This is a genomic window from Stenotrophomonas sp. 89682_Sma (assembly GCF_056481405.1).
The window spans coordinates 931,187-946,011 of sequence record NZ_CM151147.1 but is presented as its reverse complement, the minus strand read 5'-3'; the positions used below and the strand labels follow the sequence as shown (position 1 = coordinate 946,011).

The window sequence follows — 14,825 nt, the reverse complement described above, 5'->3', positions numbered from 1 at the left end:
CCCGTGCTGAGCCGTGCCCACGCCATGACCGACGCCTCCTCCGCCCTGACCCGCCACTACGCCGAGGAACTGGACGCCATCCGCGCCCAGGGCCTGTTCAAGTCCGAGCGGATCATCACCAGCCCACAGTCGGCCGAGATCACCCTCGACGACGGCCGCAAGGTGCTGAACTTCTGTGCCAACAACTACCTAGGCCTGGCCGACCATCCGGACCTGATCCAGGCCGCCAAGGATGCGCTGGATACCCACGGCTTCGGCATGGCCTCGGTGCGCTTCATCTGCGGCACCCAGGACCTGCACAAGCAGCTGGAGAAGCAGATCGCCGACTTCTTCGGCAAGCAGGACACCATCCTGTACGCCGCCTGCTTCGATGCCAACGGCGGCCTGTTCGAGCCGCTGCTCGGCGAGAATGACGCGATCATTTCCGATGCACTGAACCACGCCTCGATCATCGACGGCGTGCGCCTGTGCAAGGCCAAGCGCTTCCGCTACGCCAACTGCGACATGGCCGACCTGGAAGCCCAGCTGCAGGCCGCCGATGCCGCCGGCTGCAAGACCAAGCTGATCACCACCGACGGCGTGTTCTCGATGGACGGCTTCATCGCCCCGCTGGACGAGATCACCGCACTGGCGAAGAAGTACAACGCACTGGTGCACATCGATGAGTGCCACGCCACCGGCTTCCTCGGCGCCACCGGCCGCGGCTCGGCCGAAGTGAAGGGCGTGCTGGAGAAGATCGACATCATCACCGGTACCCTGGGCAAGGCCATGGGGGGGGCGCTGGGTGGCTTCACCTGCGCCAGCGCCGAGGTGATCGAACTGCTGCGCCAGCGTTCGCGCCCCTACCTGTTCTCCAACTCGCTGCCGCCGCACGTGGTCGCCGCCGGCATCAAGGCGTTCGAGATGCTGGCCGCCGCCGATGACCTGCGCGACACCCTGGTGGAGAACACCCGCCACTTCCGCGAGAAGATGGTCGCCGCCGGTTTCGACGTGAAGCCGGGCGTGCATCCGATCAGCCCGGTGATGCTGTACGACGCACCGCTGGCGCAGAAGTTCGCCGAGCGCCTGCTGGAAGAAGGCATCTACGCGATCGGCTTCTTCTTCCCGGTGGTGCCCAAGGGCCAGGCCCGCATCCGCACCCAGATCAGTGCCGCGCACACCCGCGAACAGCTGGACCGCGCGATCGATGCGTTCACCCGCATCGGTGTCGAGCTGGGCGTGATCAAGGGCTGATCGCCCCGGGGTCGGATCCCCACGGGTAGCGCCGGGCCATGCCCGGCGGTTTCCCGATAGCCGCGCTATGCGCTCGCCGGGCACGGCCCGGCGCTACCGAAATGACGCGCGACGCGCGTCATTTCTTTTTCTTCTTGCCCTTCGGTTCGTCCTTGCTGGCCACCACCACCGGCTTGGCGGCAGCGTCCTGGCCGTTACCCTTGGCAACGCGGATGCCGTTGGCCTTCATCCAGGCATCAAATTCATCGGCGGTCATCTTCTTGTCGCCGTTGCTCATCAGGAAGCGATAGCTGCCGCGACCATCCAGTTCCGGCGTCTTCACTTCCACCACCGGGGTCTCGGCCGGCGTTTCCGCCTTCGCCACTTTCTTGTGGCCGCCGCACGCGGTCAACAGCACCATCGGCAGCAGCAGGCCTGCGCAGCGCAGGGTTTGATTGAGGGTCGGGTGGTACATGGGCAGGCTCCGTTCGGGAAATTCAACAACCAGGCGCCCCCTACGCCTGGAACGGTGGCCGGCAGCTGCCGGCCGCGGGCGATGATCAGCCCGGTGCAGCGGCCCCCAGCCGCTGCTGGTCGCTGACCTCCAGCACCCGCCACTGGCCCTTGCCGAGATCGCCGAGCTGCAGCCCACCGATCGCGACCCGGACCAGGCGCAGCACCTGCAGGTCGAAGGCCGCCAGCAGGCGGCGGATGTGGCGGTTGCGGCCCTCGTCGAGGACCACCTCCAGCCACGCGGTCTTGTCGCCGCTGCGCAGCACGCACACGGCCTGGGCGACGAGGAATTCGCCCTCGTCCTCAACACCGGCGCGCAGCGCAGCCAGGGTATCCTCGTCGGGCAGGCGGTCCACCTGCACGTGGTAGGTCTTCTGCGGGCCGGTTTCCGGATCGGTCAGGCGCGCGGCCCACTGCGGATCGTTGCTGAACAGCAACAGCCCCTCGCTGGCCTTGTCCAACCGCCCGACCGGTGCGATCCACGGCAGGCCAGCGCCATCGAAGCAGCGATAGACGGTGTCGCGGCCACGCTCGTCCTGCACGGTTGTCACCACCCCGCGCGGCTTGTTGAGCATCAGGTACAGGCGCTGCGGCGCGCCCAACGGCTGGCCGTCGACCTCGATCGGCGGCGCCGGCTGTGCAATCGGAAACTCGGGGTCACGGACGATGCGCCCGGACACGCGTACGCGGCCATCGGCGATCCAGCGCGCGGCTTCGCTGCGCGAGCACACGCCGGCCTTGGACAGCACGCGCGCCAGGCCATGACGGACACCGGCGGCTGCGGCAGCGGGCGTCGCACGCCCACGCGGTGCGTGGGAGCGGGCGGCGGGGGCGGCAGGTGGGCGGCGCGTGCGCAAGCCTCTGCTCCCCGCAGCGCTTACTTCTTGTCGACCGGCTTGGTCTCAGCCGGTGCTTCGGCCGGAGCCGGGGTGGTGGCCGGAGCCGGACGCGCCTTGACCACGCGCACGCCGCGCGCCTTCATCCAGGCGTCGAACTCTTCGGCGGTCATGCGCTTGCCGTTCTGGCTCATGTCGAAGCGCCAGGGCGTGTTGTCGAATTCGGTCTGCGGCTTGTAGGCCGCCGGATCGTTCGGCTTCACCGCCGGTGCGCTCGGAATGGCCTTGGCGATGTTCTGGCAGCCGTCGATGCGCAGGCGCTGCAGCACCTGGTCCAGCGACTGCGACGGATCGTAGTTGCTGCTCAGCACACCGGCCGGCATGCCCAGCTGGTTGCCACGGATGTACAACTCGTCGGCCACCGGCGCGATGGTCGTGGCCGGCAACGGCAGCGGCGAGGCGCTGGCGTTGACCGAGCAATCGACCGCAGCGTGGGCGGCGGGAACCAGGGCCAGCGCCAGGAAGGCGGCCGATGCAGAGCGCAGCATGAGGGGCATCCACGAAAGGAAGTGACGCGGCGAGTTTAGCAATGCCGCGACAGCTTTCAAGCGCCACTTTCAATGAATACGGCAACTCATTGGTTTTACGGACAAAAACCCGACGAACGGTTGCTCCCGCACCCAGCACTACCTGGATTCCGGACCCCAGAAACAACAAGACCCGGCCGAAGCCGGGTCCTGCTGTGTCTTGCGGGCAGAGCGTCAGAACTTAGTTCTGGACGTTCAGCTCGGTACGACGGTTCTTGGCGCGACCTTCCGGGTTGTCCGAACCATCCGGGTTGGTGTTCGGAGCAATCGGACGGCTCTCGCCGTAGCCGATCGGGCCGACCAGGCGACCGGCGTCAACGCCGTTCTTGGTCAGGTAGTTGTACACGGCGGTAGCACGACGCTCCGACAGCTTCTGGTTGTAAGCGTCGGTACCCTTCGAGTCGGTGTGACCGGCGACTTCAACGCGCAGATCCGGGTAACGCTTCAGGATCTCGGTGGCTTCGCTCAGGATCGCCACGGCGTCCGGACGCAGGTTCGACTTGTCGAAGTCGAAGTTGACGCCCTTCAGGTCGATGGAGACCGGCACCGGGCAACCGTCCGGACCGATGGTCTGACCCGGCTGCGAGTTCGGGCACTTGTCGTCGCAGTTGTTGACGCCGTCACCGTCGTCATCCAGGTCGGCGCAGCTCGGAGCAACCGGAGCCGGGGCCGGAGCAGCCGCGACCGGAGCCGGGCCCAGCGGGATCACGACGCCGACCGAAGCCAGCACGTCGCCGAACCAGCTTTCATCGTTGCCGGCACGCTTCGGGTTCACGCTCTGGTCGTCGAAATCAGCGCGGTAGGCGACTTCGGCACGGACAGCAACGCGCTTCTCGAAGGTGGTCTGCAGACCGACGCCGACCTTGGCGGCAAAGTTGCCGTCCTTGCGGTCAGCCAGGCCACCGCCGATCGGGTTGTACTCTTCTTCCGACTTCTGGTAGCCCAGGCCGGCCAGCAGGTACGGGTTCCAGCCGCGGCCTTCCTTGATGAAGTGGCGACGCAGGTCCAGCGAAACGCCGTACTGCGACCAGTTCATGTCCTTGTTGGCGTCGAAGTTCGGGTTCTGATAGTTCAGCTCACCGTCCAGCGACCAGTTCGGGCTGATGAACTTGCCCAGGCCCAGAGTGACGAACGGAGCGTCATTGGTCAGGCGGTCGCTGTCCTGGAAGTTGAAGCCGGCCGAACCGGTCAGGTACCAGCGGTCATCGAACTCCTGCGCGGACGCAGCCTGGGCGAAAGCCAGACCACCCAGCAGCGCGGCAGTAAGGATCTTCTTGTTCATTGAGTACAGCTCCTATTTCGGGGGTATGAAACCGGTAGAGGCATGGGCCAGCACTAGTGCGTCGATGTTCGACAGCCGATTCAGCACGCCACCGCCGCGAACATTATGCTCAGGCGGGTGAAGGTCATGTTAACAGTCCCGTAACATGTGAAGTGTTGTGCCCGACCCTCCACCGGTCCGACGTTGAAACCCTATACAGGATGATGAAAAACCGCAAGACCCTCACGCCGCAAGGGTTTGACGGGGTTTAGGTGCGGAATACGACATATTGCGCAACAGGTTGCTCCACGCGATTCAGCACATCTGCTGAAACGTGAGGAACTCTATGATGGAGCCACGAACCCAGCCGGAGCCGAGATGAAAGCCGTCGCCCTGAGTCGTGAATCCGCCCCCGCCCTCTGCGATATCCACCTGCCTCCGCCGCTGCCTCCGGGTGGCCGCGACCTGCTGATCCGGGTCGAAGCCGTCTCGGTGAATCCGGTCGACGGCAAGCAGCGGGCGGCCACCGATCCAGCCACGCTCGAAGCACCCCGCGTGCTCGGCTGGGACGCCGCCGGCGTGGTCGAAGCGATCGGCGAGGACGCCAGCCTGTTCGCGTCCGGCGACGAGGTCTACTACGCCGGTGATGTCACCCGCCCGGGCTGCAATGCGCAGTTTCATCTTGTGGACGAGCGGCTGGTAGCGCGCAAGCCGACCACGCTCGACTTCGCCGAAGCGGCCGCCCTGCCACTGACCACGCTCACCGCATGGGAACTGCTGTTCCAGCGCATGCCATTGCAGCTGGATGACCGCCGCCATGCCGGCCAGCACCTGCTGGTGATCGGCGGAGCAGGCGGCGTTGGATCGATGGCGATCCAGCTGGGCCGGCATGCAGGATTCGAGGTGATCGCCACCGCCTCGCGCGAGTCGTCGATCGACTGGTGCCGGCAGATGGGTGCCCAGCATGTGATCGACCACCGGCAGCCGCTGCTGCCCCAGCTGCAGGCATTGGGCATCGACGCAGTACAGGTCGCCCTCAACCTGGCCGACACCGACCATTACTGGGACGCATTGGGCCAGCTGCTGGCGCCACAGGGCCATGTCGGCCTCATCGTCGAACCGCGCGGTGCGCTGCGCATCGGTGATCCCTACAAGGCCAAGTGCATCGGCATCCACTGGGAATTCATGTTCGCGCGTTCGCGCTTCGCCACTGCGGACCGCATCGAACAGCACCGCATCCTCAGCCGCGCGGCCAGCATGATCGACGCTGGCCAGCTGCGCGGCACCCTCAGCGAGACGCTGGGCACGATCAATGCGGCGAATCTGGACATCGCGCATCAGCGCCTGGCCAGCGGACGCACGGTCGGCAAGCTGGCGCTGGCGGGCTGGGGCGATTGAGCCAGGCTGGAACGCCGATGTAGAGCCGAGCCCATGCTCGGCTGCTTTGCCTGGCATCGCCAGCCGAGCATGGGCTCGGCTCTAGAGGTTCCGCCTGTGGCGGCGGATTGGCCGGCATCTGTATCTATGGCGACGGATGAATCGGGATTACGGTGGAAACAGATCCCCCTCTCCCCGAGCACCGCCATGCCTACCGCCCTGCCCCTGCGACTGCTGCAACTGATCATCGGCCTGTTCCTCTACGGCTTCGGCGCCTCGCTGATGATCCGTGCAGCGATCGGCGTAGCCCCCTGGGACGTGTTGTCGCAGGGCATCGCCGCACAGACACCGCTGTCGTTCGGCCTGGCCACCAATGTGATCGGCGCGCTGGTGCTGCTGCTCTGGTGGCCATTGCGGCAGAAGCCGGGCATCGGCACCGTGCTCAACGTGATGTTGATCGGCCCATCCGCGCAGTTCGGTCTGTGGTTGCTCCCCTCGGCGGTCGGCCTTGGCTGGCAGCTGGCGATGTTCTGCGCCGGCATGCTGCTGGTCGCCCTGGCTACCGGCCTGTACATCGGCGCCAAGCTCGGGCCTGGCCCGCGCGATGGCCTGATGACCGGCCTGCACGCCCGCACCGGCTGGCCGATCTGGAAGGTACGCAGCCTGATCGAGGGCAGCGTGCTGCTGCTGGGCTGGTGGCTCGGCGGCAACGTCGGTGTCGGCACCCTCGCCTTCGCCCTGCTGATCGGCCCCCTGTGCGGGGTAACGCTGGGCTGGTTCGGGATTGGCCGTCCCCCGGTAGTGCCGGCCGCTGGCCGGCAACCGCAATCACCCTGAGCTGCCCCGTATGCCGGCCAGCGGCCGGCACTACCGCCCCCCGGAGTTCGGGGGCAGCGCCGCAGGCGCGGGGGCGTGGAGGCCGGTAAGTGGGGCCCGCGGTTCGCGCAGCGAATTGCGGGAGCGACAGCACGCATGTGCCGAGCGTACCCGGCCAGCGGCCGGCACTACCGCCCCCGGAGTTCGGGGGCAGCGCCGCAGGCGCGGGGGCGTGGAGGCCGGTAAGTGGGGCCCGCGGTTCGCGCAGCGAATTGCGGGAGCGACAGCACGCATGTGCCGAGCGTACCCGGCCAGCGGCCGGCACTACCGCCCCCCGGAGTTCGGGGACAGCGCCGCAGGCGCGGGGGCGTGGAGGCCGGTAAGTGGGGCCCGCGGTTCGCGCAGCGAATTGCGGGAGCGACAGCACGCATGTGCCGAGCGTACCCGGCCAGCGGCCGGCACTACGCCCGCGCCCCTTGCCCCGGCCGCCGTTTCCCGGCACGCTTCGCGCTTCCGTACGCAAGCGTATCGACCATGTCGCCAGCCAACGAAAGCGCCTATCCCCATCTGTTCGCCCCGCTGGACCTGGGCTTCACCCAGCTGCGCAATCGCGTGCTGATGGGTTCGATGCACACCGGCCTGGAAGATCGCGCCCGCGACTTCCCGCGCCTGGCAGCCTACTTCGCCGAGCGCGCCGAGGGCGGTGTCGGCCTGATCGTCACCGGCGGCTTCGCGCCCAACGTGGTGGGCTGGCTGAAGCCATTCGGCGGCAAGCTGTCCTGGCCCTGGGAAGTACGCCCGCACCGGCAGCTCACCGCCGCCGCACACCAGCATGGCGCGAAGATCTGCCTGCAGCTGCTGCATGCCGGCCGCTATGCCTACCATCCCCTGTCGGTGGCACCGTCGAAGCTGAAGGCACCGATCAATCCGTTCACCCCGCGTGCGCTGTCGGCCAGCGGTGTCGAGCGGCATATCGCCGACTACGCACGCAGCGCAAAGCTGGCCCGCGAAGCCGGCTACGACGGCGTCGAAGTGATGGGCTCGGAGGGCTACCTCATCAACGAGTTCATCGCCCCGCGCACCAACAAGCGCTCCGACCGCTGGGGTGGCGACGCCCACCAGCGCATGCGTTTTGCGGTAGAGATCGTGCGCCGCATCCGCGAGGCCTGCGGGCCGGACTTCATCATCATCTACCGGCTGTCGCTGGTGGACCTGGTGGAAGACGGCAGCAACTGGGAAGAGATCGTGCAGCAGGCGCAGGCCATCGAGGCCGCTGGCGCGACGATCATCAATTCCGGCATCGGCTGGCACGAAGCGCGCATTCCCACCATCGCCACCTCGGTGCCGCGCGCGGCCTTTGCCGGTGTCACCGCCAAGCTCAAGCCGCATGTGAAGGTGCCGCTGGTGGCAACCAACCGCATCAACATGCCCGAGGTCGCCGAGCGCATCCTGGCCGATGGCGGCGCCGACATGGTGTCGCTGGCGCGCCCGCTGCTGGCCGACCCGCAGTGGCCGAACAAGGCCCGAGCCGGCCACCCCGAGGCAATCAACACCTGCATCGCCTGCAACCAGGCCTGCCTGGACCACGTGTTCGAGAACAAGCTGGCCAGCTGCCTGGTCAATCCGCGTGCCGCACACGAGACCGAGCTGGTCTACCACCCTGCTGCCACGCCGAAAAAGGTTGCGGTGGTCGGTGCCGGCCCGGCCGGCCTGGCCTGCGCCACGGTGGCCGCCGAGCGCGGCCACCAGGTCACCCTGTTCGATGCCAACGACGAGATCGGTGGCCAGTTCAACGTGGCCAAGCGCATCCCCGGCAAGGAAGAGTTCCACGAGACGCTGCGCTATTTCCGCCACAAGCTGGCTGAAACCGGCGTGCAGCTGCGCCTGGGCACGCGAGCGGATGCGGCCAGCCTGGCCGGCTTCGACGAGGTGGTGCTGGCCACCGGCATCACCCCGCGCAAGGTCGACTTCCCCGGCGCCGACCACGCCAAGGTGGTCAGCTACCTGGACGTGCTGCTGGGCCGGGTCACGGTGGGCGCCAATGCAGCGATCATCGGCGCCGGCGGCATCGGCTTCGATGTCGGCGAGTTCCTCAGCCACGCCGGTGAGTCGCCCTCGCTGGACCCACAGCGCTGGATGGCCGAATGGGGCGTGGACAGTACCTTCGAGACCCGCGGCTCCCTGGCGCGGGCGCAGGCCGAGGCCTCGCCGCGCCGGCTGTGGCTGCTGCAGCGCAGCCCGGGCAAGCCCGGTGCGCGGCTGGGCAAGACCACCGGCTGGATCCATCGCGCCACGCTGAAGGCCAAGGGCGTGCGCATGCTCGGCGGCGTCGAGTACCTGGGTGTTGACGATGAAGGCCTGCGCATCCGCGTTGAGGGCAGCGAACAGCTGCTGCCGGTCGATCAGGTGGTGATCTGCGCCGGGCAGGAACCGAATCGTGCGCTGCAGGCAGAGCTGCAGGCCGCTGGCATCAGCGCGACGTTGATCGGCGGCGCCGATGTGGCCGCAGAACTGGATGCAAAACGGGCCATCGACCAGGGCAGTCGGGTCGCCGCTGGGCTCTGATGAGTGCCTGAATGGGTGACGGAATGTGATTTCCGTCACCCCTCCCGAACCTGAATGTCAAGCCTGGCGGTTCACGATGCGTTCGGCTATGCCCCCCTACCTTGCGCCATCTTTCCGCTCACCAGCCAGTTTCCGGTGAGCCGGTGCGGCCCCTTCGATCGGTACTGATCGTGTCTTTTGGGGCCGCCCACGGGGCGGCCCCGATGGCCGCCTCCCCATGACGCCAAGTCGTACCTCGCGTCCTGTCGCCCCTGCGACCGGAAGTGGAGAGTGCGGCCCACACGGAGCAAGGAGTTATATGAAACTGGCCTGGATTCTCTGGCTGTCGCAGTTGTTGCCGCAGCCGGCCGCTGATTCATTGTGTTTGAGCACCACCGTTTACCTGGAAGCCCGCGACCAGACCCTGCGCGGCCAGCAGGCCGTTGCCGAGGTCGCCCTGCGCCGTCTCGACAGTGGCCTGTGGGGCGACTCGATGTGCCAGGTGGTCACCGCGCGCAAGCAGTTCGCACCAACCATCGTCTCCCCCGGCACCCAGCTGGGCAACGACGCAGCCTGGAGCGAGGCGATGAACGTGGCCTTCGACGCCGAGCGCAACTGGGCGCTGCCGGCAGGCGAGCGCCGCGAGATCGTGCCCGGTGCCAGCCACTTCGCCGCGCTGTCCATCGCCAGCCCGAACTGGCGCAATGCCTACCAGGTGGCCACCATCGGCGATCACACCTTCTATAAGGTGCAGAACCTCAAGCCGCGGCAGTCGTAACGATCCGTGCTGGCGGCAGCGTTGCCGCCCGCCGCCAGGCTCTGGGATAGTGGGCGTTTCCCGCCCGCATCACCTGGAGTTCCCATGAAGCTGTACAGCAAGCCCGGTGCCTGTTCCACCGCCGACCACATCGCCCTGCAGTGGACCGGCCAGCCGTTCGAGGTCGAACTGCTGAACAAGGACACCCTGAAGGGTCCGGAATTCCTCAAGATCAATCCGGCCGGCGCGGTGCCCGCGCTGGTCGATGGCGATTTCGTGCTGCTGCAGAACGCCGCGATCATGGGCTATATCGCCGACACCTATCCGCAGGCCGGCCTCGGCGGTGATGGCAGCCCGCGACAGCGTGCCGAAGCCACCCGCTGGCTGGCCTTCGTCAATTCCGACGTGCACCCGGCCTTCTCGCCGCTGTTCGCGCCGGGCAAGTTCATTGCCGACGAAAGCCAGTTCGATGCAATCCGCGCCGCCGCACACAAGCGCCTGCGTGGCCTGTTCGAGACCGCCGACAAGCAGCTGACCGACAAGCCGTGGCTGGCCGGCTTCCGCAGTTTCGCCGACCCGTACTTCTACATCACCCTGCGCTGGGCCGCCGGCACCAAGGTCGACCTGTCCGGCCTGGACAACCTGGCCGCCTACAAGGCACGCATGGACGCCGATGCCGGTGTGCAGGCCGCGCTGAAGGCCGAAGGCCTGGCCTGAGGATGCCCCGGGTCAGGGCCGTTCGCGTGGCGAACGGATCTGACCCCGCAGCCCTCCGAACGCGGGGTCGGATCCGCCTGCACCGCAGGCGGCTCTGACCCCGTAGATTTCATCGGTGCGGTCAACCGATCTGGCGGATCACTTCACCGTTGGCGTCGCGCAGGTAGGTTGGCACTACTTCGATGCGCAGCGCTCCCGCCACCGGGTAGATGCCACGTTCGGCACGCACGCCTGCCAGGGCCTGCAGCCCCGTCTCGTCCAGGGCCCAGCGCGCGCTGTCGGCCGAGACTTCGCCCACGTCACCGCGCTCGGCTGGAATGAACTCCCACTGCCGCTCGCGGCTGGCCAGTTCCAGCGACTTTCCGTGGCGCAGGCGCAGCGGCAGCAGTTCGCAGACGCTGGCGACCTGGCCCGCGCCGAGCACCAGGGTGGTGACGCCGGCCTCCTGCCTCCAATCCAACGTCTCGATGAACAGCATGCCGGTGCTGGAGCCCTCGCGCTCGCTGCCGGCCTGCACTTGGGCTGCCAGTGCCGGATCCTCCAGCAGGTTGCGACGGTGCAGATCACTGATCCACAGCGGCATCGCCGGCTGCAGCGCCTGCAGCACACCGCGCGTCGACCAGCGCTTGACCGCCTCCATCTCTTCGTTGGTCAGGCCGACCAGTTGCAGGAACTGCAGGTGGCCATTGGCGGTGTCGCGCGCAGGCAACTGCGGATCGGCAATGAAGGCCAGGTGGCACAGGCGCGTGTCGGTCTCCAGCGCGATCGGGCCGTTGGCATTCAGGTGGTGACCATCCTCGAACACGTTGCCGCTGCCGAACACGTAGCGCGCCAGGTTCTGCAGCAGGTTCATCGGCCACACCGGCGGCGTGCTGCCGGCGTGCTCACCGGCTTCGGCAGCGAGGCGGAAGGTCAGCTCGAAACCATAGCCGCTGGCGCCGGCATCGCTGCTCTCCTTGGCGTACAGCTCGGAGAAGCCGTAGGTGATGTAGTGCCAATGCGGTACCGGCGCATCCACCCAGTACACGCTGATGCCATCCAGCGGATCCTGGCCACCGAGCGTGTAAGGCAGCGCGGTGCCGAAATGACGCGGCTCCTGCCCGGCATACAGGGGCGCCAGCGCCGCATTGATCGCGTCCCAGCCGAGGGTATCGGTGTCGTCGTGGTCGTCCTGCACGCGGGACTCCTTGTGGGGAAGTGAACCGATCACTTTACGCGGTGAGTCAGGCCTGCACGACCTCATTGCCAGCGTTCACCACCGCCGCCTGGGTTTCCTGCCACCAGCGCTGCGCCAGCGCCGGGCTGCGCGCCTTTCCCACCGCGGCCAGCAGCTCCGGGCACAGGCGTTCCAACGCCAGTGCATCGGTGCAGCGTTCAATCTTCAACTGCATGAAGTAGCCCTTCAGGCCGAGGTGGCGCCGCACCGCCTCGCTCATCGCGTCGTACAACTGCTGGTACAACGCCGGATCCTGTTCGCGGCCGGTGCTGATGCCGCGTACCGGTGCCACCTCGGCATTGCCACCGATCACTTCGATCAGGCCCAGCGCTTCCAGCTGCTCCAGTGCATCGACCGGTGCGCGCAGGCCTTCGAACAGGCCGCGCAGTTCGGTGTCGTCGCGATGGCCGTCGACCATCAGCAGGATCGAACGCAATGCCGCCGGCAGGCGCCGGCCACGGTCTTCGATTTCCTGACGGCCAGCAGCCGTCTTGGCGTGCAGCAATGCCATTGCCTCCCCCTCCCTCGATGCGCAATGCCGGCGCGCCCTGGCGGGCACGCTCCCCTGTGTGCCATCCCCGGACGGCACGCGCCTTCCCCGGCGCGCGCCGCGTATTGCAGGTCGATGACAGGCCGAGCTTAGCGCAAGTGCCGCGGGTAGTGCCGGCCGCTGGCCGGCAACCTCGGGATTGATGGGGATGCCGGCCAGCGGCCGGCACTACCGGATCAGCGCCCCAGCGCGCGGCGGATCTCCTCCAGCGCGCTGGGGTCATCCAGCGTCGACAGGTCGCCCGGATCACGCTGTTCGGCCAGCGCCTGCAGCGAGCGCCGCAACAACTTGCCCGAACGGGTCTTGGGCAGTGCGTTGACCACATGCACATGCGCCGGGCGCGCGACCGCGCCGAGCGAGGTGGTCACCGTGGCCATCATCTCCGCCACCACCGGCGCCGGATCCTCACCGTTGAGCCCCTGCTTGAGGGTGACGAACACCAGCGGCACCTGCCCCTTCAACTCGTCCTTGACCCCGATCACCGCCGCCTCGGCCACGCGCGGATGGCTGGAAATGGCTTCCTCGATCTCGCGTGTGCCGAGGCGATGCCCGGCTACGTTGATGACATCATCGGTGCGACCGAGGATGAAGGTGTAGCCATCGTCGTCGCGGATCGCCCAGTCCAGCGAGCTGTACAACAGTTCCTTGAAGTGGCTGAAGTAGCTCTGCAGGAAGCGGCTGTAATCGTTCCACACGGTGCTCATGCAACCCGGCGGCAACGGTGGCGACACCACCAGCACGCCCTTCTGCCCCGGCGCGACCTCCTCGCCGGTGTTCTCGTCGATCACCTTCATCCGGTAACCAAGATTGGGGAAACCGGGCGAACCGAAGCGCACCGGCTTCATTTCCAGGCCCGGCAGCAGGGTCAGTGCCGGCCAGCCGGTCTCGGTCTGCCAGTAGTTGTCGATGATCGGCTTGCCGAGCGCTTCACTGATCCAGTGCGCGGTGGGCTCGTCCAGCGGCTCACCGGCCAGGAACAGGTACTTCAGCGCACGCAGGTCATGCCGATGGATGAAGTCCGCGTCGTGCTTCTTCAGCACGCGGATCGCGGTGGGCGAAGAGAACATGGTGCGCACGTTGTACTGCTCGCACAGCGCCCACCAGATGCCCGGATCGGGATTGGTCGGCAGCCCTTCGTACAGCAGCGAGGTGCAGCCACCGATCAGCGGGCCGTAGACGTTGTAGGAATGGCCGACGGCCCAGCCGACGTCGGAGGTGGAAAACATCACCTGCCCTGGCTTGCAGTCGAACACGGTTTCCATCGACTGCGCCATCGCCACCGCATAGCCACCGACATCACGCTGCACGCCCTTCGGCTTGCCGGTGGTGCCGGAGGTATACAGCAGGTAGCTCGGCTCGCTCGCTTCCAGCCACTGCACCGGTACATCGACCTCACCGATCTGCGCGCGCAGCGTGGTGTACTCCACGTCACGCCCCGGCACGCGCGGTTCGGCTGCGTCCAGTCCGCGCGACACGATCAGCACGTGCGGTGGTGGCGAGGCTGCTTCGGCGCAGGCGGCGTCGACCATCGGCTTGTACGGAATCAGCTTGCCACCGCGCATGCCGGCATCGGCCGCGATCAGCAGCTTGGGCTTGGCGTCGTCGATGCGCAGCGCCAGGTTGTGCGCGGCGAAGCCACCAAACACCACCGAGTGCACCGCACCGATGCGCGCGCAGGCCAGCATCGCGAACACGGCTTCGGCCATGTTCGGCATGTAGATCACCACGCGGTCACCGTGGCCGACACCGAGGTGCTTGAGCACGGCGGCGAAGTCGTTCACTTCGCGGTACAGCTGGCGATAGGTGATCTCGCGTGTGCTGTTGGTCTCGGTGGAGATGGCGACAAGCGCAAGCTGGTCGGCACGCTCGGCCAGGTGGCGGTCCACGGCGTTGTAGCAGAGATTGGTTTCGCCGCCGACGAACCAGCGCCGGAATGGCGGGTTGCTGTAGTCGAGCACCTGCTGCGGCGGTTTATGCCAATGGATGCGCTTGGCTTCCTCGCCCCAGAAGGCCTCCGGCTCGTCGATCGAGCGACGGTAGGTTTCCTCGTAGTTCATGACGCAGCCCTCCCAGACAAAGTCATGGGTTCGAGGATAGTCCGGCGCTGGCGCGCGGGCCGCCCTACCTTGGTAGGGGGTGGGGTTTTGTTCTGCAGGGCTTGCAGCCCTGCACCTGCAGAATCAACGTCAACGTCAAAAGCTGGGCTACTGGGGAATGGCGGGGCGGATCCGGTTGCGGGAGACGCCGTAAACCCATCCCTGGGGGCTTGGCCGCGGCATCCATGCCGCGGACACTCCCGCAACCGGACCCACCCCGCCTTCGACAGTTTCCCGCGAGCTGTCGGAACGACATATTGTTCTGGTCGGTGTCGACCTTGGTCGACACGGTAGATCCACGCAATGCGTGGATGACTCATTCGATATCTGAAAGAAAAATCGT

Annotated in this window: 13 protein-coding genes; 6 read left to right on the top strand and 7 right to left on the bottom strand. The window is 67.0% G+C overall.

Annotated elements, in window-relative coordinates:
• Positions 1-24 precede the first annotated feature (24 nt).
• Positions 25-1,233: a glycine C-acetyltransferase gene (gene kbl / locus ACZK29_RS04275; RefSeq protein ID WP_106551237.1), complete on the top strand. Its 1,209-nt coding sequence runs from the start codon at positions 25-27 to the stop codon at positions 1,231-1,233.
• Between the two features lie 118 nt (positions 1,234-1,351).
• Here kbl and ACZK29_RS04270 read toward each other — a convergent pair whose 3' ends face one another.
• The 4 genes from ACZK29_RS04270 to ACZK29_RS04255 all read right to left on the bottom strand — a co-directional run bounded on the left by ACZK29_RS04270 (position 1,352) and on the right by ACZK29_RS04255 (position 4,430).
• Positions 1,352-1,687 carry a hypothetical protein gene (locus ACZK29_RS04270; protein ID WP_005412356.1) on the bottom strand — a complete coding sequence of 112 codons (336 nt, stop codon included), beginning with the start codon at positions 1,685-1,687 and terminating at the stop codon, positions 1,352-1,354.
• Positions 1,688-1,772: 85 nt separating this feature from the next.
• Positions 1,773-2,582: a pseudouridine synthase gene (locus ACZK29_RS04265; protein WP_049430332.1), complete on the bottom strand. Its 810-nt coding sequence runs from the start codon at positions 2,580-2,582 to the stop codon at positions 1,773-1,775.
• A 20-nt stretch (positions 2,583-2,602) separates the two neighbouring features.
• Positions 2,603-3,109, bottom strand: a complete 507-nt coding sequence (locus ACZK29_RS04260) for a hypothetical protein (RefSeq protein WP_049430334.1) — start codon at positions 3,107-3,109, stop codon at positions 2,603-2,605.
• Positions 3,110-3,329: 220 nt separating this feature from the next.
• On the bottom strand, positions 3,330-4,430 hold the full coding sequence (locus tag ACZK29_RS04255) for an OmpA family protein (RefSeq protein ID WP_005412354.1): 1,101 nt from the start codon (positions 4,428-4,430) through the stop codon (positions 3,330-3,332).
• 357 nt (positions 4,431-4,787) lie between these two features.
• Between ACZK29_RS04255 and ACZK29_RS04250 the strand changes: the two genes are divergently transcribed.
• The 5 genes from ACZK29_RS04250 to ACZK29_RS04230 all read left to right on the top strand — a co-directional run bounded on the left by ACZK29_RS04250 (position 4,788) and on the right by ACZK29_RS04230 (position 10,620).
• Complete coding sequence (locus ACZK29_RS04250) at positions 4,788-5,807, top strand: zinc-binding alcohol dehydrogenase family protein (protein WP_005412353.1); 1,020 nt, start codon at positions 4,788-4,790, stop codon at positions 5,805-5,807.
• Between the two features lie 186 nt (positions 5,808-5,993).
• Entirely contained in the window at positions 5,994-6,623 is a 630-nt protein-coding gene (yczE, locus tag ACZK29_RS04245; RefSeq protein WP_478446710.1) for a membrane protein YczE, read from the top strand.
• Positions 6,624-7,136: 513 nt separating this feature from the next.
• Complete coding sequence (locus ACZK29_RS04240) at positions 7,137-9,167, top strand: NADPH-dependent 2,4-dienoyl-CoA reductase (RefSeq protein ID WP_111205233.1); 2,031 nt, start codon at positions 7,137-7,139, stop codon at positions 9,165-9,167.
• 298 nt (positions 9,168-9,465) lie between these two features.
• Positions 9,466-9,924, top strand: coding sequence for a cell wall hydrolase (locus ACZK29_RS04235; protein ID WP_004154513.1), 459 nt, complete (start codon positions 9,466-9,468; stop codon positions 9,922-9,924).
• Between the two features lie 84 nt (positions 9,925-10,008).
• Entirely contained in the window at positions 10,009-10,620 is a 612-nt protein-coding gene (locus ACZK29_RS04230; RefSeq protein ID WP_478446709.1) for a glutathione S-transferase N-terminal domain-containing protein, read from the top strand.
• A 121-nt stretch (positions 10,621-10,741) separates the two neighbouring features.
• On the opposite strand, the gene ACZK29_RS04225 is transcribed toward ACZK29_RS04230, so the two are convergent.
• From ACZK29_RS04225 to prpE, 3 genes are all read right to left on the bottom strand, one after another.
• A complete protein-coding gene (locus ACZK29_RS04225) occupies positions 10,742-11,797 on the bottom strand; it encodes a suppressor of fused domain protein (protein WP_459048034.1) in 1,056 nt (351 codons plus the stop codon).
• A 46-nt stretch (positions 11,798-11,843) separates the two neighbouring features.
• Positions 11,844-12,347: a hypothetical protein gene (locus ACZK29_RS04220; RefSeq protein ID WP_111205230.1), complete on the bottom strand. Its 504-nt coding sequence runs from the start codon at positions 12,345-12,347 to the stop codon at positions 11,844-11,846.
• Between the two features lie 215 nt (positions 12,348-12,562).
• A complete protein-coding gene (prpE, locus tag ACZK29_RS04215; RefSeq protein ID WP_478446708.1) occupies positions 12,563-14,443 on the bottom strand; it encodes a propionate--CoA ligase in 1,881 nt (626 codons plus the stop codon).
• Between the last annotated feature and the right edge of the window lie 382 nt (positions 14,444-14,825).

Bases quoted from the DNA above. Each gene is read 5' to 3' on its own strand.
- kbl (WP_106551237.1), top strand. From the start codon at position 25: ATGACCGACGCCTCCTCCGCCCTGACCCGCCACTACGCCGAGGAACTG.
- ACZK29_RS04270 (WP_005412356.1), bottom strand. From the start codon at position 1,687: ATGTACCACCCGACCCTCAATCAAACCCTGCGCTGCGCAGGCCTGCTG.
- ACZK29_RS04260 (WP_049430334.1), bottom strand. From the start codon at position 3,109: ATGCTGCGCTCTGCATCGGCCGCCTTCCTGGCGCTGGCCCTGGTTCCC.
- ACZK29_RS04255 (WP_005412354.1), bottom strand. From the start codon at position 4,430: ATGAACAAGAAGATCCTTACTGCCGCGCTGCTGGGTGGTCTGGCTTTC.
- ACZK29_RS04250 (WP_005412353.1), top strand. From the start codon at position 4,788: ATGAAAGCCGTCGCCCTGAGTCGTGAATCCGCCCCCGCCCTCTGCGAT.
- yczE (WP_478446710.1), top strand. From the start codon at position 5,994: ATGCCTACCGCCCTGCCCCTGCGACTGCTGCAACTGATCATCGGCCTG.
- ACZK29_RS04240 (WP_111205233.1), top strand. From the start codon at position 7,137: ATGTCGCCAGCCAACGAAAGCGCCTATCCCCATCTGTTCGCCCCGCTG.
- ACZK29_RS04235 (WP_004154513.1), top strand. From the start codon at position 9,466: ATGAAACTGGCCTGGATTCTCTGGCTGTCGCAGTTGTTGCCGCAGCCG.
- ACZK29_RS04230 (WP_478446709.1), top strand. From the start codon at position 10,009: ATGAAGCTGTACAGCAAGCCCGGTGCCTGTTCCACCGCCGACCACATC.
- ACZK29_RS04220 (WP_111205230.1), bottom strand. From the start codon at position 12,347: ATGGCATTGCTGCACGCCAAGACGGCTGCTGGCCGTCAGGAAATCGAA.
- prpE (WP_478446708.1), bottom strand. From the start codon at position 14,443: ATGAACTACGAGGAAACCTACCGTCGCTCGATCGACGAGCCGGAGGCC.